Consider the following 18,468-nt stretch of genomic DNA (forward strand, 5'->3'; position numbering starts at 1 on the left):
CCGCGGAACGCGTCGTGGGTATCCGGGTCAGCGGAGTCGAGGCTGACCGCCACCGACCGGACGCCCGCCGCAGCAAGCCGTTTCGCTGTCTCCCCGTCAAGGAGATACCCGCTCGTGCCCATCGCCATCACGAGCCCCCGCTCTCTCCCGTAGCGGGCGATCTCAAAGATATCCTCCCGCATCAGGGGTTCCCCCCCGGAGAGGATGACGATCGGCTTTCCGGTGCTCGCGAGCTGGTCGATGACCGAGAACGCTTCGGCGGTCGAGAGGACCCCTTCCGCTTCGTCAACGCCTGCGTCCGCGTAGCAGTGGGCGCACTTCAGCGGACAGCGGAGGGTGACGTTCCAGGAGATCAGGGCCGGGCCCTTCGTGCGCTGCATTTCCCGTATCTCTGGTTGCTTTCGACATCAACCTTTGGACGACCGGGAGGCCTATCACCCCCGGGGCCCAACCCCGGACCATGGCAAGGATCCTCGCGTTCAGCGATCTCGCGTGGGGGACGAGGAAGCGGGGCACACCCGGCGGGAAGATCGACCAGAACTCGTTCTTACGCCTCGCCGATGAGACCGACCCGGCGATCGTCGTCTTCGCCGGCGACGGTACCTACGACCGGTGCTCGCGCTCAGGGCTCGACGAGACGGAACTCTTCCTCGGCCTTCTTCTGGAGATTGCAGCGGCGGGGAAGCATTGCGTCGTCGTCGAGGGGAACAACGACGACACGATGGGAACCTACGGTCGCGTCCGGGAGGCGGCGGAGGCGAGTTCCTTCCTCCACGAGATATCGGGAAAGGCGGAGACCGTCTGCGGCATCCGCTTCCTCGGCGTCCCCACCGGGAAGGAGAAGCGGATGGCCGGTTCGGCCGAAGGGCCGGTCGATATCGTGGTTGCCCACGCGCCCCTCGCGAACCGGGTCTGGCTCTTTGACATCCCGGCGGCGTGCATCATCACCGGCCACTACGGTATGCTGGCGTCCGTAGTCACCGGGAAGGCTTACGTCGCCATCGACTGCTCCCCGGCCTCGTATGCGGTGATCGACCGGGAGGAAGAGGGGTGGCGGATCGAGTATGTTGCCGGGGCGTGCCGGATCGGGCTCAGCCCGGGGGAGGGGGCTGCCGCCGATGGCTGCGACCCGGCCGTCCTCCGGGATCTGACGGAGGGGCGGGGAAAGGTCCCCTACCCCGAGGAGGTCGAGGCGTTGCGGCGGGCGAGGAGCGAGGTCGCCATCTATGGGCGTGAGGAGGTCTGCCGGCGCCTGCTCGCGATGGGAATCAAAAAGACGCACATCGAGCGGTACCTCGGCGGGCGGCGGAAGAGGGACCGCCCTCGAGGGTAACTATCGCCACGCCACTCGCACCGGGTTGCGGCGGGGGATGTTCCGGGGCACGTACTCCGGGTTGCCAAACAGCATCGCGTAGGCGAACTTCCGCCCTGCGGGGATGCCGAGCTCGTTCTGGAGCGGCTCGTACGCCGTAGCGGCCATCGAGACGAACCCGGCCCAGCAGGTGCCGATGCCGAACGCCGGGGCGGCGACATCGAAGTGCGTCATCGCGATGATCGCGTCCACGGACGCACCCGGGTTCCCCTCCGGGATATGGGCGACGAGCAGGTGCGGGGCGCCGCGGCAGATAACGTCGTTGCCCGCCTCCCAGGCACGGATGAGCCCCGGCATGTAGCCGCTCATCGGGTGGCGGCTCTCGACCAGGCCCCTCATCCACTGAACCGTCAGTTCAGCGACCTTCCGGACCTTCGACGGATCGTGGACGACAATCCACTGCACCGGCTGCCCGTTCCCTCCCGACGGCGCGTACCGGGCGACGTCGAGGACCGCGAGGATCGTCTCCCGGGAGACGGGCTCGTCTGTGTAGCGGCGCACCGAACGGCGCTTCTGGAGGTAGACGCCGAGGTCGCCGGGCAAGAGTGTGCCCGCACCGGCCGGGACGTCCGCCTTCTCCTCCGGCCTGACGTTCAGGGTGAGCGCCTGCGTCGGGCAGAAGGCCTCGCAGTGGCCGCAGGCGATACACATCCCGGCCTTCTCCTCCGGGACCCCGGGAAGAGTGTCTTCGCCTGCGGCACCGACGATTGCTGAAGGGCAGATGGCCGAGCAGGTCCCGCAGCGGGTGCAGAGGGCCTCATCGACGAGCGTGGTCTTCATTCAGGCCCCCGGCGCCTGCCGCATCAGGCTTTTCCCGGCACTCCAGGCGTCGCCGGCGTGCTCCCCGAGCCGGTGGTAGCGGTTGTCGGGCATGGTCAGGAGGAGCGGGTCGATCGCCGCGTAGTCCGGCTTTCCATCCCGGATAACTCCCTCATCCGCATACGCTCCCACGATCTCGCCGACGAAGACCGTGTGGGTCGGGAGCAGGACCGTCTCGACAAGCCGGCACTCGAGGTTGACCGGGCACTCCCGGATCATCGGTGCGGACGCAAGCGTCCCGTAGAAGACGTCAAAGACGCCCGACTTGTCGACCGACTTCCCCGATACCAGCCCACAGTAATCGGTCTTCTCCACCAGGGCCGAGGAGGGGACGTTCACCGAGAAGGTCCCTGTCCCGGCGATGCCTTTGGGCGTATGGTGGGTGTTCGCGATCCCGCAGAGGATCATCGGCGGGTTGCCGTTCGCCCGCGAGCACCAGCCCACGGCCATGAAGTTTGCCTTCCCGTTCACCTGCGTCCCGACGAGCACGACCGGCATTGGGATGAAGAAGTTCTTTCCAATCTCGTTTTTCATGGTTGTACCTCACTCCCGGCAGGATGCCGGGCGCGTCAGCAGAGATAGTCCTTTCGCCCGCGGCGTTCCGGACCACCAGGATAAAATACTCCATAAGAGGAGATATAGGGAATACAGGCATTCCGGTAACTTACTTTCATTGGTGTAACCATGTCCTACACGAAGAACGGCAGGACCTTCCACTGCCCGGTCGAAGCGGCCCTCGAGGTCATCGGCGGCAAATGGAAAGCGCTCATCCTCTGGCACCTCTGCGACGGGGTCAAACGCTTCTCCGAACTGCAGAGGGAGCTCCCCGGCATCAATGCGAAGATGCTCACCCGGCAGCTCCGGGAACTGGAGGGGGACGGGGTCGTGCAGCGGACGGTTTATCCCGAGGTGCCGCCCCGGGTGGAGTACGCCGTTACCGGGTTCGGCAGGACCCTCCTCCCGATCCTGGAGGCGCTCTGCACCTGGGGAACGCAGTATCTCGGCACCGACGAAGCGGCCGAATCAGGGTGCCCGGCGAAGGCGGGGAGAGAGGAGGCATGACCGTACCGGTGCCTCCCGTCGAGTACCGCACCACGGATATCGCCGGCATCGAGGTTATCCGCCCGCTCTGGAACCGGATCTGCGAGCACCACCGCGTCTGCGCCCGGATGTTCCGGGCTTTTTTCGAGACAACGACCTTCGACGACCGGAAGGCGCACTTTGTCCGGTGTGCGGAGGCAGGAGACCTACGGGTCGACCTGGCCTGCGATCCGGCGACGGGCCAGTGCGTCGCCTACTGTGTAACCTCGCTCTCGGCAGAGCGCACCGGGGAGCTTGAGTCTCTCTACGTCGACGAGGCCTACCGCTCGCAGGGGGTCGGCACCGCACTCGTCCGCCGGGCACTTATGTGGCTTGACGAGAACGGTTCGGTCGAGAACCGGGTCTCGGTCGCCGACGGAAATGAGGAGGCCTTCCCGTTCTACCGGAAGTTCGGGTTCTACCCCCGCCGGACGGTGCTCGAGCAGGTTCGGGAGAGTGCACCCCCCTGGCCGGCGGGAGATGCGGCGTGCAGTATACGGGAGATGTGCGCCGCCGACTGGGACGAGGTCCGCCGGATCTACCTTGAGGGTATCGCCGACGGCAACGCGACGTTCGAGGCGGAGGCGCCGTCGTGGGAGCGCTGGGACGCGGGCCACGTCCGGTCCTGCCGCCTGGTTGCGACCAATGGCCGGAAGGCACTCGGCTGGGCGGCGGCGAGCCCCGCCTCCGCCCGGCCGGCCTACGCCGGTGTCGCGGAGGTCAGCATCTACGTCGAGAGCGGCTTCCGCGGGCGGGGGGTCGGGAACGCGCTTCTCTCCGCACTCATCGCCGCATCGGAGCGGGAAGGGTTCTGGACGCTCCAGGCGGGCATATTCCCGGAGAACGAAGCGAGCCTTGCCCTCCACGCGAAGCACGGTTTCAGGGTCATCGGCCGCCGCGAACGGCCGGGCCGGACGAAGGACGGCAGGTGGCGGGACGTGCTGCTCCTTGAGCGGAGGAGCAGGAAGGCGGGCCTCTGATCCGCGCCGGGAGGCTCCCGATCCCCCCGGAGCGTTTATCCGTCGCCCCTTCGTAGATCTCCCCATGGACACGGTCGTCGAAGCGATACGGGAGGAGTTCGCGGCGCACGCGGACCCCGAGATCTGCGCAAAGAGCCAGCGGTTCTTCAAGGAGGAGGTCCGGTGCTACGGGATGAAGACGGCAACCGGAATCGCGATCGCAAAAGATTACTGGAAGGAGGTCAAATCCCGCGAGAAGCAGGAGATCTTTGCCCTCTGCGAGGAACTCTACTCGTCGGGGATGATGGAAGAGGCGTTCGTCGTCTCCGAATGGGCCCCGCGGCTCGCCGACCGCTACGAATCCGGCGACATCGCCGTCTTCCGGCACTGGATAGAGGCCTACATCACCAACTGGGCCACCTGCGACGGCCTCTGCAACCACGCCGTCGGGGATCTCGTCGTCCGGTTCCCGGAAGCGATCGATGAACTGAAGCGCTGGACGCAGTCGGAGAACCGCTGGATGCGGCGGGCGGCGGCGGTCTCGCTGGTCGTGCCGGCGAGGCGCGGGGAGTTCCTCGACGAGGCCATCGCGATAGCCGACCTCCTCCTCACCGATACGGATGACCTTGTCCGGAAAGGCTACGGGTGGCTCCTCAAGGAGGCAAGCCGGAAGCACACGGACGAGGTCTTCTCCTACGTCATGCGAAACAAGAGAGTCATGCCCCGGACGGCGCTCCGCTACGCCATCGAACTGATGCCAAAGGACCTGAAGGCCGAGGCGATGAAGAAAGATTGGTGAAGGGGGCGGGGCTCAGAACCTTACCCGCGGCGCCTCGGCCTCCCGCATGTTGTTCTCCATCGTCCAGAAGTACGCCTCGCCGTGGGCCACGCGGAAGACGGCGAGTTTCGGGTCGGCGGGCCCGGAGACGATCTGGAGGAGCCACGGGCGATCCCCGACAAGCCGCTCCTTTAAGGCCGGATCGTCGACGAACTCGACCGCGCCCGCGACCCGCATCATCCTTCCTGCATCGCCGGGCTCGTAGAAGCAGAGTTCGACCTTCGGGTTCTTCGTTAGTTGCTCCCAGACGGCCTTTGGGGTTCCGGTGTGGTAGTAGAACCCGGTCGCATCGGCAAACCACATGGCAAACGCCCGGACCCGGGGCTGGTCGCCGTCCATCGTCGCGATGTAGGTCACGGGGTTGGCGTTTGCGAATGTTACGCACTCGGAAAAGTCCATTCTTCTTCCTCGTACATCCATACGGAAGCGGAGCGGAAAAGAGTTCCGGGATTGTCCGGCAGGCCGGCATTCAAAATCCCGTTACCCCGGCAATTGTTGCGCGGCGCCGAATAAATGGCAATAGATTCGCTTCTGTAACATACGAAAAATTAGACGCCAGAATCCCAATACGAACTCCGCGAATCAATAACCGTTTAGAAACGTTTTAATGGGCACCGTACCCAGTCTGAATTGGAGTTGTGTATTTTGACGCAGCAAAACGTTCCGATCAAGTTAGTGGTCGGTATGATTGCCCTGATAATCGTTATAGCAGGGATCCTGATTGTACTCTCCCCCGGAGGGGAGAGTCCTGCCCCGGCAGAGACCACGCAGGACGAGTTGAAGGCGCTCGCGGTGGCGGCTGCGGCCCGGATCGACGGCGACACTCTCGCCGCACTCAAGCCCGGAGACGAAGCCACGCCGGAGTATACTGCCATCCACGACGAACTCAGGGCCTTCCGGGACGCAAACCCCGGGGTCCTCTACGTCTACACCATGCGCAAGGTCGGGAACGCCACCGAATACATTGTTGACGCGGATTACGGGACCGGTGACGGGGTCGAGATAGGCTACACCTACCTGCCTACGGAGTACGATGCCGCGTTCCTCGCCGGGTTCGAGGGGCCCTCGACAGAGCCCTATTACATCGATGAGTGGGGCGACGTCATCTACATGGCCACCTCCGGGTATGCTCCTATCAGGGACGCGAGCGGTGCCGTCGTCGGAATGGTGTGTGTCGACGTCGGGAGCGTGATCACCGCCGATATGCTGAAAGCCCTTGCGACGGACGCCGCGGACGAGGTCGACGGCGACGCTCTTGCGGCGCTCAAACCGGGTGACGAGACCACACCGGAGTTCACTGCCATCCGCGACCGGCTTGCGGCCTTCCGGGACGCAAACCCCGGAGTCCTCTACGTCTACACGATGCGCAACGTCAACGACACCGTCGAGTATGTCGTGGATGCGGACTACAGGCCCGGCGACACACCCGCGATAGGCAGCGTCTACCAGCCTACGGACGATGACTCCAGGCTGCTCGCCGGGTTTACCGAACCCTCCGCGGAGAGCGAACTCTCCACCGAGGAGTGGGGCAACACGACCGCCACCATCATCTCCGGGTATGCTCCCGTGAAGGATTCGACCGGCGCCATCGTCGGGCTGGTGGGCGTCGACATGGGGAGCTCGGTCACCTACTAAGCCCGGGATCCTACAGGAACAACCGTTCATGACGCCGGGAGATCCGGCGTCAAACGGTCACCAGCCATGAACCCGCAACGGGGATCACGGGGATCCCCGCCCGGGTTCCGGTGCAGCAAGAACCTCTCTCCTCTCGCGGCCGGGAACCTGCCCGGTCCCATGCATCCGTTATGCCGCTCCGGCCTGCCCGTTCGGGGAACTGCGTGTCGGGCGGGCACATGAATAGGTTTTAACATCTTTAAGGAGAATCTCGGTACGATGAAGAGCCCCTTTCACGTCATGATCATCCCCACCCTCGGTTGCCCCTCCAAATGCCACTACTGCTGGAGTTCCGACGAACGTTCTCCGCGGATGAGCATCGAGACCGTACGGGAGATAGCGGCGTGGCTCAAGGACTACCGGTCCGACCAGGTCACGATCACCTTCCATGGGGGAGAGCCGCTCCTTGCCGGAGAGGAGTTCTACCGGCAGGCCCTCCCCATCCTCTCGGAGGAACTGGCCCATCTTGCACCGACGTTTGCCCTGCAGAGCAACCTCTGGCTGCTCACCCCGGAACTGGCGAAGATCCTCGCGGAGTACCGCATCCCCATCGGCTCGAGCATCGACGGACCCGAGGAGATCACCGACGCGCAGAGGGGGATGGGCTACTTTGCAAAGACCATGCGGGGCTATGAGATTGCACGGAAAAACGGGCTTGATGTCCGGTTCATCTGCACGTTCACCTGCCGGTCGGTCGAGCACAAGGAGGAGATCGTCGATTTCTTCCTCGCGAGAGGGTTCCCGCTCAAACTCCACCCTGCACTGCCGTCGCTCAAGAGCGACGACCCGAAGGAGTGGGCGCTCGAGCCGGAGGAGTACGGGGAACTGCTGGTCTATCTCCTCGATACATACCTGGAGAACCTGGGCCGGATCGAGATCATGAACATCAACGACCTCTGCAAGTGCATCTTCACCCGGCACGGCACCGTCTGCACGTTCGTGGACTGCATGGGAACCACACTCGCCGTCGGGCCGGACGGGAGCATATACCCCTGCTACCGCTTCGTCGGGATGCCGGAGTACGTGATGGGGAACGTCCGCGACCACCCGACAGAGGAAGACCTCGCCCGGTCGGATGCCTGGAAACTCATGCACGCGTTCAAGGAGTATGTCGACCGCGAGTGCGCCGGCTGCTCTCACATCAAGTACTGCCGGGGCGGGTGCCCTTACAACGCGATAGCGCCGACAGACGGCGAGGTCCGGGGCGTCGACCCCCACTGTGTCGCGTATAAGCGGATATTCGACGAGATCACCGACCGGTTAAACGAGGAGATGTACGGCTCGGGGGATATGGAGATGGGCGGGTTCGGGTTCCCGCCCCGGAAAGGAGCTAAACCGGGGATCATGGCGATCCTCCGGACGATGGCGACGAAGTAGGTGTCGTGTTAACAGCGTTGATGTGACGGTGGCACATGCTGGAGATATGAAGGAAGAGATTCCATCTCCTCTGCATGCATGGAACAGATCCGGCAGACGGCGACCGGACGGTTGCAGGGGTGCTCCTCTTCCTGCTCCCGGTCCAGTTCATAGCCGCTCTTGTGGCCGGCGCGGCCATCGCTCCCGGCTACAGCATCAATACGAACGCGATCAGCGATCTCGGCGTGATCGGCGCGACGGCGTGGCTCTTCAACGCCTCCCTCTTCGTTGCAGGCCTCCTGAACATCGCCGGCGGCTACTTCCTCTACCGGTTCTACGGCAGGGGCTGGATACTTCCCGTCTTTCTCCTCGCGGGTATCGGGGCGATCGGCGCCGCGGTCTTCACGCTCGATATCCCCGGCATCCACGGCCTCTTTGCGCTCGCGGTCTTCGTCTTCTTCAACCTCGAGGCGATCGCCGGCTCCACTCTCGTCCGGGGGCCGCTGAAGGCGATAGCGGTCATCGCAGGCGTCTTGGGCCTCGTCTTCCTGGTGACGCATGCCGCAAGCGACTTCGGCATCATGAACCTCTACGACCCCATCGGCCATGGCGGGTCGGAGCGGATGATCGTCTATCCCGCGCTCTTCTGGCTCGCGGCGTTCGGTGGATACCTCATGGCGCCGGCTACTTCCTCCCGGTCGCCTTGAAGAAGGTGTAGCAGAAGACCCCGTCCGGCCCTGCAGTCCGGTAGAGGTCGGCTACCCCCAGTTCCCACTCCTCCCGGCTCATCATCCCCCGGCCCACCGCGTCATCGCCGACGCCCTCGACCATGGCGGTGAAGGTCAGCCGCGTGAACCCGTGGACGAGGTCCGGCCGGGAGGCGTCCGCGTAGACCATCCGTGGGGAAACGCTGACATCGCGGTAGCCGGCGCCGGTGACGAGGGGGTAAAGTTCCCGCCCGATCAGGGCGTTGCCGCCCATCTCCCGCTGGAGGTCGACCAGGCACCCGATCGCCCGGCGGGCGCAGGGGCTGTCGGGGTAAAAGTACGCCGAGCCGTGGTCCCCCTCGATCACCGTGATCGTCCCGCCTTCCCGGAGCAGGGGGCGGAGGCGTTTGAGTGCACGGCGCGGCTCCGCCAGGTGTTCGAGGACGAAACAGAGGAAGATATGGTCGAAGCTCCCCGGCTCATAGGGGAGGTCGAAGATGTTCCCGGCCTCGAACGTGACGTTCGTGAGGCCTTCGGCCAGAACGCGTTTTCTGGCTTCGACAAGTGATGCCTCGGAGATGTCGATCGACGTGATCCGCGCCTCCGGGCTGTTGCGTGCCAGGATGACCGTCTGGGCGCCGGTGCCGCACCCGGCCTCAAGCACCCTCGAGCCTGCCGGGTACCGGGTGTCGCCGTGGAGGAGCTCCGTCAGGGTCTCCGCCTGATCGCGCAACCGTTCCGCTTCCCGCTCCGTGTAGCCGTGGACGTAGTTTTTGCCGCTCATCCCGTCTCCCTGCTGGAGTTTATACCATCAGCCTGGTATTAAGTGTCCGCGATTGGCCGGAGGACGGTCTCACTCCGGATCTGGCCCATTATATCGTTTTCTCTCAAAAATACGACAATATTTGCCCTAATTTAAGGCAGCGAAGCTCTCCGGCGCGCGACAGAAAGGAAAGCGCTTTAACTGTGGACCCCTCAAATTCCTCCACTACGGACCTGCAATACGTTCTCACGATTGACCGGGGGCAGGGCGGGATGACCTGATGGAAAGGCAGACGGTGCCGGGGGTGTAGACGGCCATGCCGGATATCATCACGGTCCTCTTTCCGGTCCTGGTCGGCTTCTGCGCCGTCTCGGCGTTCATTACCTACGGCCTTGGGATCTATGTCTTTGCACAGAGCCCCTCGTCGGCCGTCAACCGCCTCTTCCTCGCATTAACGCTCACCGCAACCTACTGGGCCCTCGGCGAGTTCCTCATCTGGCAATCTGCCGACTACGGCGGTCGCCTCTTCTGGCTCAAGGCCAGCTCGTTCTGGCCCCTTGTCGCCGCGTTCACCGTCCACTTCACGCTCGCCTTCACCGACCACCCTCTCGGCCGGAAGGAGAGGCGCGACGTACTCTTCGGGGCCCTGTATCTCCCTGCCATCCTCTTTGCCCTGCTCGGCCTTTCCACCGACCTGCTCTACACGGTAGCGTTCCAGCCCGGAACCGGGTGCGTCTATTTCCCGGCACCCGGGAGCCCTGCCTCCCTGGTCCAGAGGATGTATGTCTTCCTTGCGATGGTCTGGGCGGTCTACATCGGCATCTCATCCTGGCGGAGAGCGCCTGCCGGGAGGGCCCGACGCCAGAACCGGCTTCTCAGCATCGGCATCGCGACCGTCGTCGGGTTCGGCACCCTCTCTGGAGTGGTTCTTCCCGCGTTCGGAATCCACACCGTCAACCTCGTCTTCATCGGGATCGTCGCCTTCTCCCTCCTCATCGCCTACGCCGTACACAGGCACGGTATGTTTACCCTGAGCCCCCAGACGGCGGTCCCCGATATCCTCAGGACGATGCCCGACGGCCTCATCCTTGCCGACACGGACGGCAGGATCGTCACGGCAAACGCTTCGGCCGCGGAGATCTTCGGTGTGGCTGAGGCGGATCTTCCCGGACAGCCGGTGATGAGGTTCGTCCCTGAGGCGGCGTGTTCCGCGATCCGGGCTGCTTTCCTCGACGAGGGAAGGGTATCGGACATCGAGGCAGCGCTGTCGGGCTGCAGACAGGGCAGCGTCGTCAGCATCGCCGGAACGCTCGTCAGGAACCCGGACGGGGAGCCGGCCGGTATCGTTCTGATCGTGCGAGACATCACCGGCAGGAAAGCGGCGGAGACGGCCCTCCGGACGGCCAACCAGAAGTTGTCCCTCTTATCGCAGGTGACCTGCCACGACATCGGCAACAATGTCACGGGCCTTGCCTGGTACCTGAACCTTCTCTCGGAGGACCGGACGCATCCCGACGCTGCCAGGTACCTCTCCCATTCGGTCGAGATCGTGGAGAAGATCAAGAAACACCTCGAGTTCTCCCGCGAGTACCAGATGATCGGGGCATACCAGCCGGTCTGGCAGCCGCTTGAGCCGATAATCGAAGGAGCCGTCAGCTGCATTCCCCGTTCGGGCGTTGAGGTCTCCGTGCAGGTTGCCCCGGTTGAGATCTACGCCGACCCGCTCGCGCCGAAAGTCGCGTATAACCTGCTCGAGAACGCCCTCCGGCACGGGGGAGGGGTCACCCGGATCCGTGTAACGACCGATGAGCAGGCCGATGGAACGCTCGTCGTGGCATTCGAGGATGACGGTGAGGGGATCCCGGATGACGAGAAGGAGAGGATCTTCCGCTACGGGTGTGGCAAAAACACCGGGTTCGGGCTGGCCTTCTCGCGGGACGTCCTCTCTGTCACCGATATCGGTATCCGGGAGACCGGGACGGCGGGCCGGGGAGCCCGGTTCGAGATCCAGGTCCCTGCCGGGGCCTGGAGGCCGGCCGCGGAAGACTGAATGCAGGCGGGCGTAGGAGCGTTCCGGCCCCTGTTCAACCGGTCCTCTGCCTGAATCCCGTGCATCCCGACTGAAGCGGGGGCAGAGACCGCCGGATGGTGCTGCTCCTCCTGCCTCCCCGATACACCGGGGGATCACCCTTGCTGCCGGCCGGGGCGGCGGCGCTCTCCAGGCGCAACCGCGACCACAAAGCACTTTGCATCTCGTATGCACCTCTTTTATGGAGTCCCGGTTTCCATGAGCCAATCCACCCCCCGGTGCGGAGAAGACCCGGTCTATACGCTTGAAGACCTCGGCTGGACGGAAGAGCACGAGAGCGCCTTCTCGAAGTACACCGGCCCGTATCTCGCCGGTCGCGTGGCCTGCCGGCAGAAGACCGTGTGGGACGTGCTCATCGACGGCGGGTCCGTCACGGCCGGGATCTCCGGGGCGCTCCGGAAACTCGGCTGGTTCCCCGCCGTGGGGGATTTCGTCGTCCTGCTCCACCAGCCGGAGGCCGGCACCTCGATGATCGTCGATATCCTCCCGCAGAAGACCCGCTTTGCGCGGGGAAGCTCAGGGCGCGAAGGAACCGACCAGGTCATCGCGGCGAATATCGATACGGTCTTCATCGTCACCGCCGCCGGCCGCGACCTCAACGCCCGCAGGATCGAGCGTTACCTCGCGATCGCCCACGCATCCGGCGCCCGGCCGGTCATCGTCATCAATAAGTCCGATCTCGCGGACGACCCCACATCGCTCGCCGACGAACTCGCCTCCGTCTCCCCCGGCATACCGGTCATTCCCATCAGCGCCGTGAGCGGGGAAGGCGTCGACCGGCTCGATGCCTACCTCCAGCCGCGAACGACGGTCGCCCTCATCGGCTCGTCGGGTGTCGGCAAGTCCACCCTCATCAACCGGCTCATCGGCCGTCCGGTGCAGGATACTTCGGGCACCCGGGACTACGACGAGAGAGGCCGGCACACCACGACCGTCCGGCAGCTCTTCGTCCTTCCCGGCGGTGCGCTCATGATCGACAACCCCGGCCTGCGGGAGGTCGGCATCGGCCTGGCCTCCGCCGGTATCGCCGGGACGTTCCCCGAGATCCTCGAACTCGCGGAGGGCTGCAGGTTCTCGGACTGCCGGCACGAGGAGGAGCCCGGCTGTGCGGTCCGGGCGGCCGTCGCGGCCGGAACCCTCCCGGCAGCACGGCTGGAGAGTTTCCAGAGGCTCGTGCAGGAACTCGCGTTCGAAGAGGAGAAAGCGGAGATCGGGCTGGTTAGGCTCGAGAAGAAACGCTGGAAAGCGATCGGCAAAATTCAGAGGGATATTGGGAAGACAAAGGGGAGGTGACGGCCGTCCGGGGGACCGGCCGATCACTCCTTCTTTTGCAGGATGAAGAACTCGTAGCCGTACTCGCTGCCGTGCTCCCGGTGGACGGCGATCTCCCGCTCCTCGAACGCGATGAGGGCCTCGGCTTCAGGGTTGCCGGCGACCTTCGACCGCAGGTCGGCGAGCCGCTCGATCATCGGTGTATAGTAGTCGTCCCACCACGCGGATGCGGGGAGCGGGAAGGTCGCGACGACCTCGTAGCCGGCATCTTCGATGATCGCCCGGTTCTCCGCGACCGTTTTTATCGCCGGGTAGCATTCGTTCCAGAACGCCGCCGCCTCCGGCGAGGGCTCTTCGACGAACCAGGCAGCCTCGGTGAGGCAGAGGTAGCCGCCGGGACGGAGGAGGCGCTTCCAGGCGGCGAGCCCCTCCCGGAACCCTATGATGAAGATCGAGCCCTCCGCCCAGAGGATGTTAAACGATGCGTCGGAGAACGGCAGGTCGTCCATCGAGGCGCGGACCGTGGTGATCCGGTCCCTCACCCCCGCCGATGCCGCGCTCCCGGCAAGTTGATCGAGGTAGGGCTGGTGGACGTCGGTGGCGGTTATCCGACATCCGGGGCAGGTCCGGGCCAGTTCAACCGTCTGCATCCCGGCCCCGCACCCGATATCCAGGATCTCCGGCCGGGCCGGGAGATCGGTAAGCATCGAAAAAGCCTTTCTGGTACACGCGTTGCTCCCCGGCCCCTGGCGGGGCAGGTTCTCGTGCATGGTAAAGATGAAGGGGGTTTCCATGATGGGGACACGTGCGCCGTGCGACCTCATAAACCCGCACGAAGCGACCGCCGCCGTCCATCGTAAATACCATTGCCGCCCAATCATGCGTATGGAGCAGAGAACCCCCGCTGCCGAACTCCGGGACCGCATGGAGCGCTTCAGGAGCCGGATGGACAGGGATAATCCGTCATGGGAGTTTGCCGCGATCTTCGGGAGGGCAAACCAGTTCTACTTCACCGGGACGATGCAGGACGGGGTCCTCCTCGTCCCCCGCAGTGGCGAGGCCGTGCTCTGGGTGCGCCGGAGTTGCGAGCGGGCGCTCGATGAGTCGCTCTTCCCCGACATCCGGCCGATGAAGAGTTTCCGCGATGCGGCGGCCGGTATGGGGGCGTGCCCGGAAACGGTCCACCTGGAGACGGAGGTGGTCCCCCTTGCGCTGCTCGAGCGATTCCGGAAGTACTTCCCCTTCAGGGAGACGGGATCGCTCGACGCCCCGGCAGCAGCGGTCCGGGCGAAGAAGAGCACCTACGAGCTCTCTCTCATGGAGCAGGCAGGGAAGATCCACCGGCACGTCCTCGAGGACGTCGTCCCCGCGATGCTCCGCGAGGGGATGAGCGAGGCCGAGCTCGGCGGCGAGGTCTTCGCCCGCATGGTCCGGGAAGGGCACCACGGGATCGCCCGGTTCGGGCGGTTCGGGACGGAGATGATCCTCGGGCAGCTCGGTTTCGGGGAGAACTCCCTCTACCCGACCTGTTTCGACGGTCCCGGCGGGTGCCGGGGGGCGGCCCCCGGCGCCCCGGTCCTCGGCAGCCATGACCGGCAACTCAGGACCGGAGATTTAGTCTTCGTCGACTGCGCCTGCGGGGTGCAGGGCTACCACACCGACAAGACCGTGACGTATACCTTCGGGAGACCGGTCCCCGAAGAGGCGGCGGAGGCCCATTACCGGTGCGTGGAGGTCCAGGACGAGACGGCCTCGCTGCTGCGGCCGGGGGTCATGCCCTCGGAGATCTACGAGACGATACTCGGCGGTCTGGAGCCGGCGTTCCTTGAGAACTTCATGGGCTACGGGGACCGGCGGGCGCAGTTCCTGGGCCACGGCATCGGCCTTGCCGTGGACGAGGCGCCTGCGATCGCGAGAGGGTTCGATGAGCCGCTCGAGGAGGGGATGGTCTTTGCTCTCGAACCCAAGAAGGGGGTCCGGGGCGTCGGGATGGTCGGGATCGAGAACACCTTCGTCGTCACCCGCGGCGGGGGCCGGTGCATCACCGGGAAGAACGCCGGGCTGGTCCCGGTGGGGTGAGGGGGAGGAGACCCTCCCGCCTGTTCAGGAGAGTCCGGCAACCGGTTCCATTGGCTGGGCTTTCTCCCCGATGAAGTCCAGCAATGCCCGGTTGACCCTGTCGGCATGGGTCCAGGTGATCCCGTGCGGCCCGCCCTCGATCACCACGAGACGGCTCTCGTTGACCATATCGGGGATGCGCTTCCCTGAGGCGGGGAAGGGCACGATCCGGTCGGCGTTGCCGTGGATCACCAGTACCGGCACGTCGATGCTCGCAAGGTCGCCCCGGAAGTCGGTCAGCCACGCCGGGACGCAGTCGAGCGTGCCCCGCGGGGAGGCGGCGGCCGCGATGTTCCAGCTGAGGCGGAGGACCTCGTCACTGACCCGGTCGCCGCCGAAGATATCGGCGTTGTAGAAGTTCTGGAAGAACCCGGTGAGGAACGCCGGGCGGTCGGCGGCGATGCTCTCCATGATGCCGTCAAAGACGTTCCCCTCGACGCCTTCGGGGTTCTCAGCGGTCTTGAGCAGGAACGGCGGGATCGCGGATATAAAAACGGCCTTCTCCACGCGGTCGCTCCCGTAGGTGCCGAGGTAGCGGGCGACCTCGCCGCCGCCCATCGAGAACCCGACGAGCGTTGCCCCGGCGAGGTCGAGGTCCGTCATGAGTCTGTGCAGGTCCCCGGCCAGGGTATCGTAATCGTAGCCGACGGTCGGTTTCGCGGAGTTGCCAAACCCCCTGCGGTCGTAGGCGACGACACGGTAGCCCGCGTCGATCAGCGCCGGCACCTGCTTCTCCCAGGACTTGCTTGAGAGCGGCCAGCCGTGGATAAGGACGACCGGCCTGCCCGTGCCGTGGTCCTCGTAATAGAGGTCGATGGGACCTGAATTTTCTTTACCAACGGTGATGTAAGGCATGCAATACTTCCCCCTCTGCGGGGTCCCGGGACCGGTCATACTATATAGTGTTTGGCACGCGAAGGGTTCGCTCCGGATCGAAGCGATTACGCAGTCCGGATGCACCAGAAGAGCTGATTTTTGAAAAGAGAAGATTTATAGGGGTGGTTCCCCTATGGCCTGATCGGGAGGGATAGATTGAGTCTCATCAGGAAGGTATCCATCGCGATCGCGGCTCTGGTAGTATTCTCACTCATATTCATGGCATTGACCATAGGAATCCTGTGGTACTCCGCATCCGAGAACGTTGAATCCTCATATCACTACGACTTGACGATCTCCACATCAGGCCCCATTGAGAACGTAGTCCTCCTGCTTCCCCTCCCGTCCCGCTACAACCCGGATACCGGGACAAACGTGACCCCCTTCGCTCTCTCCCGCACCAGTTTCACCAATTTCGACCGGGACAACATCTCGATACGCATCGAGGACGTTCGTGAGATCCCTATGCTGAAGATCTCGGCCGACCGGATCGATCCTCTCTATAAAAACAGGATCATGCCGATCGGGATTATGCCGGGGCAGAACGAGTCGGAGCTCCCGAAACCGACCCATGTATACTCCAACCGGTCCTCGGAAGAGACCCCGGTGCTCATCGAGATGGAACTCTCTATGCTTGATACCAATCCCGGCCACGAGATAGAGACCAGGGCACCGGTAGGGACCGAGCCTCTCTTCACGCCGTACCGGATCGTCAGCGATCTCAGCGAATCCAGCGGACCCTCTGACGATTACTATGTGCACCCCGGAGACTCCGGCTACGTCGTCGAGGTCCCGTTCATCCTCTCGTTCGATGCCGATGACGAGAACGTCCTCAGCATCTCGTCCCGGTTTCTGGGGACAAATCAGTGGTGGATTCTGGGCTGGCAGTCGAACTCGTACCGCGAGAGTCTGCGCCACGAGTTCACGGGCCCGTGCAACGGCACCTACCCGGTGAGGGGCGTCCTCGTGACCGGTGAGGGTGTGTACTGAGCCCTGCAGGCCCCACCCTCACAGAGCCGCACCCCATAGCGAAAACGCTAAATACTCTTCTGAGATCCAACCCTTCATCAAACGGGGTGATGAGACGGACGACAAACATGGAACCTGGGATGAGGTGACCGCACGGTACCTCCACCGCCCGCTCAGGGCGGTGGTTGATCGCGACGACCAGAACAACGCCTACATCGACGGCAGCCAGAAACGCCTCGTCTCACGGGCGGTCCGGCTCGAGCCGCACTTCTCGGTCCTCGACTACGGGTGCGGCGTCGGCCGGTGGACGCTCTGGTTCGCCCGGCAGGTGCAGCACGTCGTCGGGGTGGACACCTCGCCGGGGATGGTCGAGGCGGCACGGCGGGCGGCGGCTGAGGCGGGCATCCAGAACGTCGAACACGCTCTCATCGAAGGGATGCCGCTCCCGTTTGAGGACGGCAGATTCGACCTGGTCAACGCCGTCTGGGTCCTGCGGTACATCACCGACGAAGACGAACTCGCCCGCACCGTCAGCGAACTCTGTCGGGTGACCCGGCCGGGCGGGCATCTCACCTTCATCGAGATGCTTTCGAGGGGAGAGCCGGAGTTCACGGAGCACGAGGGTGAGTTCAGCGGGGCGGCGGTGTACCGGAGAGGGGGAGATTACCGGTCGCTCCTTGAGGGGTGCGGCATGGTGCTGAGGGAGAGCGCGGTATCGAGCGCGTCGCCCCTCTACTGGCCGTTTGTCGCGGCCCGCGACGCCGCACGGGGCCGAAACCTCCCCGACCCGTTCTCACGCCTGGCCCCATCGGCCGTCTCCGTGAGCCTTGCGGCCGAGGGACTGACAACCGGGCTGATGCAGGTCCTGGTCGACCGGGACATCGTCTGGTGCAAGCACCGCTTCTTCTGCTTCGAGAAGCCGGAGCGGTCCCGGGCAGCACCGCACGAGCACGCGATCGCCTCATATTAATTCCGCAACGTGAAAGATCTATCATGAGCAAGAACCTGAGCGGGGAGAGACGGTCAAAGGAAGGGCGGCCATGACTGACCGGGATGCCGCCTCGTCCGGCGCGCCTCCCGTACCACCCCGGGCCTCGCGGACGGAGTGGTATATGGCCATCGCGGTCGAGACCGCCCGGCGGTCGACCTGTATCCGGCGGTGTTACGGGGCGGTCGTGGTGAACTCGGCAGGGGAGATCGTCTCCACCGGGCACAACGGGGCGCCGCGCGGTGAGGCCCACTGCGACGAACTGAACACCTGCATAAGGAAGCAGTACAACATCCCCTCCGGCGAGCGCTATGAGTTCTGCCGATCGGTGCACGCGGAGATGAACGCTCTCCTGCAGGCGGGAAGGGCTGCGGCCGGCTGCACGCTCTACCTGGCCGGGTTCGAGCGCCTGACGGGAACCCCCTCCTACGACCCGCCCTGCCTGATGTGCTCGAAGATGCTCGTGAATGCCGGCGTCGGCAGGGTGGTCGTCAGGACGCCGGAAGGGCTCGCGGAACTCGACCCGCAGGCACTCTACCGGCAGCACCTGGATGGCGTGATTGCGAAGGTCTCGGGGAGATGATATAC

General features: G+C 64.6%; 20 protein-coding genes. 13 read left to right on the forward strand and 7 right to left on the reverse strand.

Annotated elements, in window-relative coordinates:
• A partial coding sequence (locus tag V6K60_RS03945) for a radical SAM protein (RefSeq protein ID WP_332449213.1) occupies window positions 1–380 on the reverse strand: 380 nt, incomplete at its 3' end.
• 80 nt (window positions 381–460) lie between these two features.
• Here V6K60_RS03945 and V6K60_RS03950 point away from each other — a divergent pair.
• Window positions 461–1,333, forward strand: coding sequence for a metallophosphoesterase (locus V6K60_RS03950; RefSeq protein WP_332449214.1), 873 nt, complete (start codon window positions 461–463; stop codon window positions 1,331–1,333).
• Here the strand turns inward: V6K60_RS03950 and V6K60_RS03955 are convergent, their stop codons facing one another.
• Both V6K60_RS03955 and V6K60_RS03960 read right to left on the reverse strand, forming a co-directional pair.
• Window positions 1,334–2,152: a nitroreductase family protein gene (locus V6K60_RS03955; RefSeq protein WP_332449215.1), complete on the reverse strand. Its 819-nt coding sequence runs from the start codon at window positions 2,150–2,152 to the stop codon at window positions 1,334–1,336. It lies immediately after the preceding gene.
• On the reverse strand, window positions 2,153–2,725 hold the full coding sequence (locus V6K60_RS03960; RefSeq protein WP_332449216.1) for a flavin reductase family protein: 573 nt from the start codon (window positions 2,723–2,725) through the stop codon (window positions 2,153–2,155).
• Between the two features lie 150 nt (window positions 2,726–2,875).
• On the opposite strand from V6K60_RS03960, the gene V6K60_RS03965 reads away from it, so the two are divergent.
• From V6K60_RS03965 to V6K60_RS03975, 3 genes are all read left to right on the forward strand, one after another.
• Window positions 2,876–3,253 (forward strand): winged helix-turn-helix transcriptional regulator, encoded by a 378-nt coding sequence (locus tag V6K60_RS03965; RefSeq protein ID WP_332449217.1) that lies wholly within the window; start codon window positions 2,876–2,878, stop codon window positions 3,251–3,253.
• A complete protein-coding gene (locus V6K60_RS03970; protein WP_332449218.1) occupies window positions 3,250–4,251 on the forward strand; it encodes a GNAT family N-acetyltransferase in 1,002 nt (333 codons plus the stop codon). The genes V6K60_RS03965 and V6K60_RS03970 overlap by 4 nt, the downstream gene beginning before the upstream one ends.
• A 64-nt stretch (window positions 4,252–4,315) precedes the next feature.
• Window positions 4,316–5,029 (forward strand): DNA alkylation repair protein, encoded by a 714-nt coding sequence (locus V6K60_RS03975; RefSeq protein WP_332449219.1) that lies wholly within the window; start codon window positions 4,316–4,318, stop codon window positions 5,027–5,029.
• A gap of 12 nt (window positions 5,030–5,041) precedes the next feature.
• Here the strand turns inward: V6K60_RS03975 and V6K60_RS03980 are convergent, their stop codons facing one another.
• Window positions 5,042–5,467: a pyridoxamine 5'-phosphate oxidase family protein gene (locus V6K60_RS03980; protein WP_332449220.1), complete on the reverse strand. Its 426-nt coding sequence runs from the start codon at window positions 5,465–5,467 to the stop codon at window positions 5,042–5,044.
• Window positions 5,468–5,752: 285 nt separating this feature from the next.
• Here V6K60_RS03980 and V6K60_RS03985 point away from each other — a divergent pair, with 285 nt between their 5' ends.
• The 3 genes from V6K60_RS03985 to V6K60_RS03995 all read left to right on the forward strand — a co-directional run bounded on the left by V6K60_RS03985 (window position 5,753) and on the right by V6K60_RS03995 (window position 8,805).
• On the forward strand, window positions 5,753–6,703 hold the full coding sequence (locus V6K60_RS03985) for a hypothetical protein (RefSeq protein ID WP_332449221.1): 951 nt from the start codon (window positions 5,753–5,755) through the stop codon (window positions 6,701–6,703).
• A gap of 258 nt (window positions 6,704–6,961) precedes the next feature.
• Window positions 6,962–8,119 (forward strand): TIGR04083 family peptide-modifying radical SAM enzyme, encoded by a 1,158-nt coding sequence (locus V6K60_RS03990; protein WP_332449222.1) that lies wholly within the window; start codon window positions 6,962–6,964, stop codon window positions 8,117–8,119.
• A gap of 74 nt (window positions 8,120–8,193) precedes the next feature.
• Window positions 8,194–8,805, forward strand: a complete 612-nt coding sequence (locus V6K60_RS03995; RefSeq protein ID WP_332449223.1) for a DUF998 domain-containing protein — start codon at window positions 8,194–8,196, stop codon at window positions 8,803–8,805.
• On the opposite strand, the gene V6K60_RS04000 is transcribed toward V6K60_RS03995, so the two are convergent.
• On the reverse strand, window positions 8,783–9,589 hold the full coding sequence (locus V6K60_RS04000) for a class I SAM-dependent methyltransferase (protein WP_332449224.1): 807 nt from the start codon (window positions 9,587–9,589) through the stop codon (window positions 8,783–8,785). The genes V6K60_RS03995 and V6K60_RS04000 overlap by 23 nt on opposite strands.
• A 295-nt stretch (window positions 9,590–9,884) precedes the next feature.
• On the opposite strand from V6K60_RS04000, the gene V6K60_RS04005 reads away from it, so the two are divergent.
• Both V6K60_RS04005 and rsgA read left to right on the forward strand, forming a co-directional pair.
• Entirely contained in the window at window positions 9,885–11,618 is a 1,734-nt protein-coding gene (locus V6K60_RS04005) for a histidine kinase N-terminal 7TM domain-containing protein (protein WP_332449225.1), read from the forward strand.
• Between the two features lie 237 nt (window positions 11,619–11,855).
• Window positions 11,856–12,950 carry a ribosome small subunit-dependent GTPase A gene (gene rsgA, locus V6K60_RS04010; RefSeq protein ID WP_332449226.1) on the forward strand — a complete coding sequence of 365 codons (1,095 nt, stop codon included), beginning with the start codon at window positions 11,856–11,858 and terminating at the stop codon, window positions 12,948–12,950.
• Window positions 12,951–12,973: 23 nt separating this feature from the next.
• Here rsgA and V6K60_RS04015 read toward each other — a convergent pair whose 3' ends face one another.
• Window positions 12,974–13,636, reverse strand: coding sequence for a class I SAM-dependent methyltransferase (locus V6K60_RS04015; RefSeq protein WP_332449227.1), 663 nt, complete (start codon window positions 13,634–13,636; stop codon window positions 12,974–12,976).
• A gap of 178 nt (window positions 13,637–13,814) precedes the next feature.
• On the opposite strand from V6K60_RS04015, the gene V6K60_RS04020 reads away from it, so the two are divergent.
• Window positions 13,815–15,008 carry a M24 family metallopeptidase gene (locus tag V6K60_RS04020; RefSeq protein ID WP_332449228.1) on the forward strand — a complete coding sequence of 398 codons (1,194 nt, stop codon included), beginning with the start codon at window positions 13,815–13,817 and terminating at the stop codon, window positions 15,006–15,008.
• A gap of 24 nt (window positions 15,009–15,032) precedes the next feature.
• Here V6K60_RS04020 and V6K60_RS04025 read toward each other — a convergent pair whose 3' ends face one another.
• On the reverse strand, window positions 15,033–15,902 hold the full coding sequence (locus V6K60_RS04025) for an alpha/beta fold hydrolase (protein ID WP_332449229.1): 870 nt from the start codon (window positions 15,900–15,902) through the stop codon (window positions 15,033–15,035).
• Window positions 15,903–16,079: 177 nt separating this feature from the next.
• Between V6K60_RS04025 and V6K60_RS04030 the strand changes: the two genes are divergently transcribed.
• The 3 genes from V6K60_RS04030 (at window position 16,080) to V6K60_RS04040 (ending at window position 18,463) form a co-directional block, all read left to right on the forward strand.
• Window positions 16,080–16,913 carry a hypothetical protein gene (locus tag V6K60_RS04030; protein WP_332449230.1) on the forward strand — a complete coding sequence of 278 codons (834 nt, stop codon included), beginning with the start codon at window positions 16,080–16,082 and terminating at the stop codon, window positions 16,911–16,913.
• A gap of 124 nt (window positions 16,914–17,037) precedes the next feature.
• A complete protein-coding gene (locus V6K60_RS04035; RefSeq protein WP_332449231.1) occupies window positions 17,038–17,862 on the forward strand; it encodes a class I SAM-dependent methyltransferase in 825 nt (274 codons plus the stop codon).
• A gap of 70 nt (window positions 17,863–17,932) precedes the next feature.
• Window positions 17,933–18,463, forward strand: coding sequence for a deoxycytidylate deaminase (locus V6K60_RS04040; RefSeq protein ID WP_332449232.1), 531 nt, complete (start codon window positions 17,933–17,935; stop codon window positions 18,461–18,463).
• Window positions 18,464–18,468 lie beyond the last annotated feature (5 nt).

Source organism: Methanoculleus sp. (genome assembly GCF_036677455.1).
Classification (GTDB): Archaea; Halobacteriota; Methanomicrobia; order Methanomicrobiales; family Methanoculleaceae; genus Methanoculleus.

Excerpts from the sequence above, each read along its gene's own strand:
- V6K60_RS03950 (WP_332449214.1), top strand. The coding sequence starts at position 461 with ATGGCAAGGATCCTCGCGTTCAGCGATCTCGCGTGGGGGACGAGGAAG.
- V6K60_RS04025 (WP_332449229.1), bottom strand. The coding sequence starts at position 15,902 with ATGCCTTACATCACCGTTGGTAAAGAAAATTCAGGTCCCATCGACCTC.
- V6K60_RS04000 (WP_332449224.1), bottom strand. The coding sequence starts at position 9,589 with ATGAGCGGCAAAAACTACGTCCACGGCTACACGGAGCGGGAAGCGGAA.
- V6K60_RS04040 (WP_332449232.1), top strand. The coding sequence starts at position 17,933 with ATGACTGACCGGGATGCCGCCTCGTCCGGCGCGCCTCCCGTACCACCC.
- V6K60_RS03985 (WP_332449221.1), top strand. The coding sequence starts at position 5,753 with ATGATTGCCCTGATAATCGTTATAGCAGGGATCCTGATTGTACTCTCC.
- V6K60_RS03970 (WP_332449218.1), top strand. The coding sequence starts at position 3,250 with ATGACCGTACCGGTGCCTCCCGTCGAGTACCGCACCACGGATATCGCC.
- V6K60_RS04005 (WP_332449225.1), top strand. The coding sequence starts at position 9,885 with ATGCCGGATATCATCACGGTCCTCTTTCCGGTCCTGGTCGGCTTCTGC.
- V6K60_RS03975 (WP_332449219.1), top strand. The coding sequence starts at position 4,316 with ATGGACACGGTCGTCGAAGCGATACGGGAGGAGTTCGCGGCGCACGCG.
- rsgA (WP_332449226.1), top strand. The coding sequence starts at position 11,856 with ATGAGCCAATCCACCCCCCGGTGCGGAGAAGACCCGGTCTATACGCTT.
- V6K60_RS03990 (WP_332449222.1), top strand. The coding sequence starts at position 6,962 with ATGAAGAGCCCCTTTCACGTCATGATCATCCCCACCCTCGGTTGCCCC.
- V6K60_RS03980 (WP_332449220.1), bottom strand. The coding sequence starts at position 5,467 with ATGGACTTTTCCGAGTGCGTAACATTCGCAAACGCCAACCCCGTGACC.
- V6K60_RS03955 (WP_332449215.1), bottom strand. The coding sequence starts at position 2,152 with ATGAAGACCACGCTCGTCGATGAGGCCCTCTGCACCCGCTGCGGGACC.
- V6K60_RS03965 (WP_332449217.1), top strand. The coding sequence starts at position 2,876 with ATGTCCTACACGAAGAACGGCAGGACCTTCCACTGCCCGGTCGAAGCG.
- V6K60_RS03960 (WP_332449216.1), bottom strand. The coding sequence starts at position 2,725 with ATGAAAAACGAGATTGGAAAGAACTTCTTCATCCCAATGCCGGTCGTG.
- V6K60_RS04020 (WP_332449228.1), top strand. The coding sequence starts at position 13,815 with ATGGAGCAGAGAACCCCCGCTGCCGAACTCCGGGACCGCATGGAGCGC.
- V6K60_RS03995 (WP_332449223.1), top strand. The coding sequence starts at position 8,194 with ATGCATGGAACAGATCCGGCAGACGGCGACCGGACGGTTGCAGGGGTG.
- V6K60_RS04015 (WP_332449227.1), bottom strand. The coding sequence starts at position 13,636 with ATGCTTACCGATCTCCCGGCCCGGCCGGAGATCCTGGATATCGGGTGC.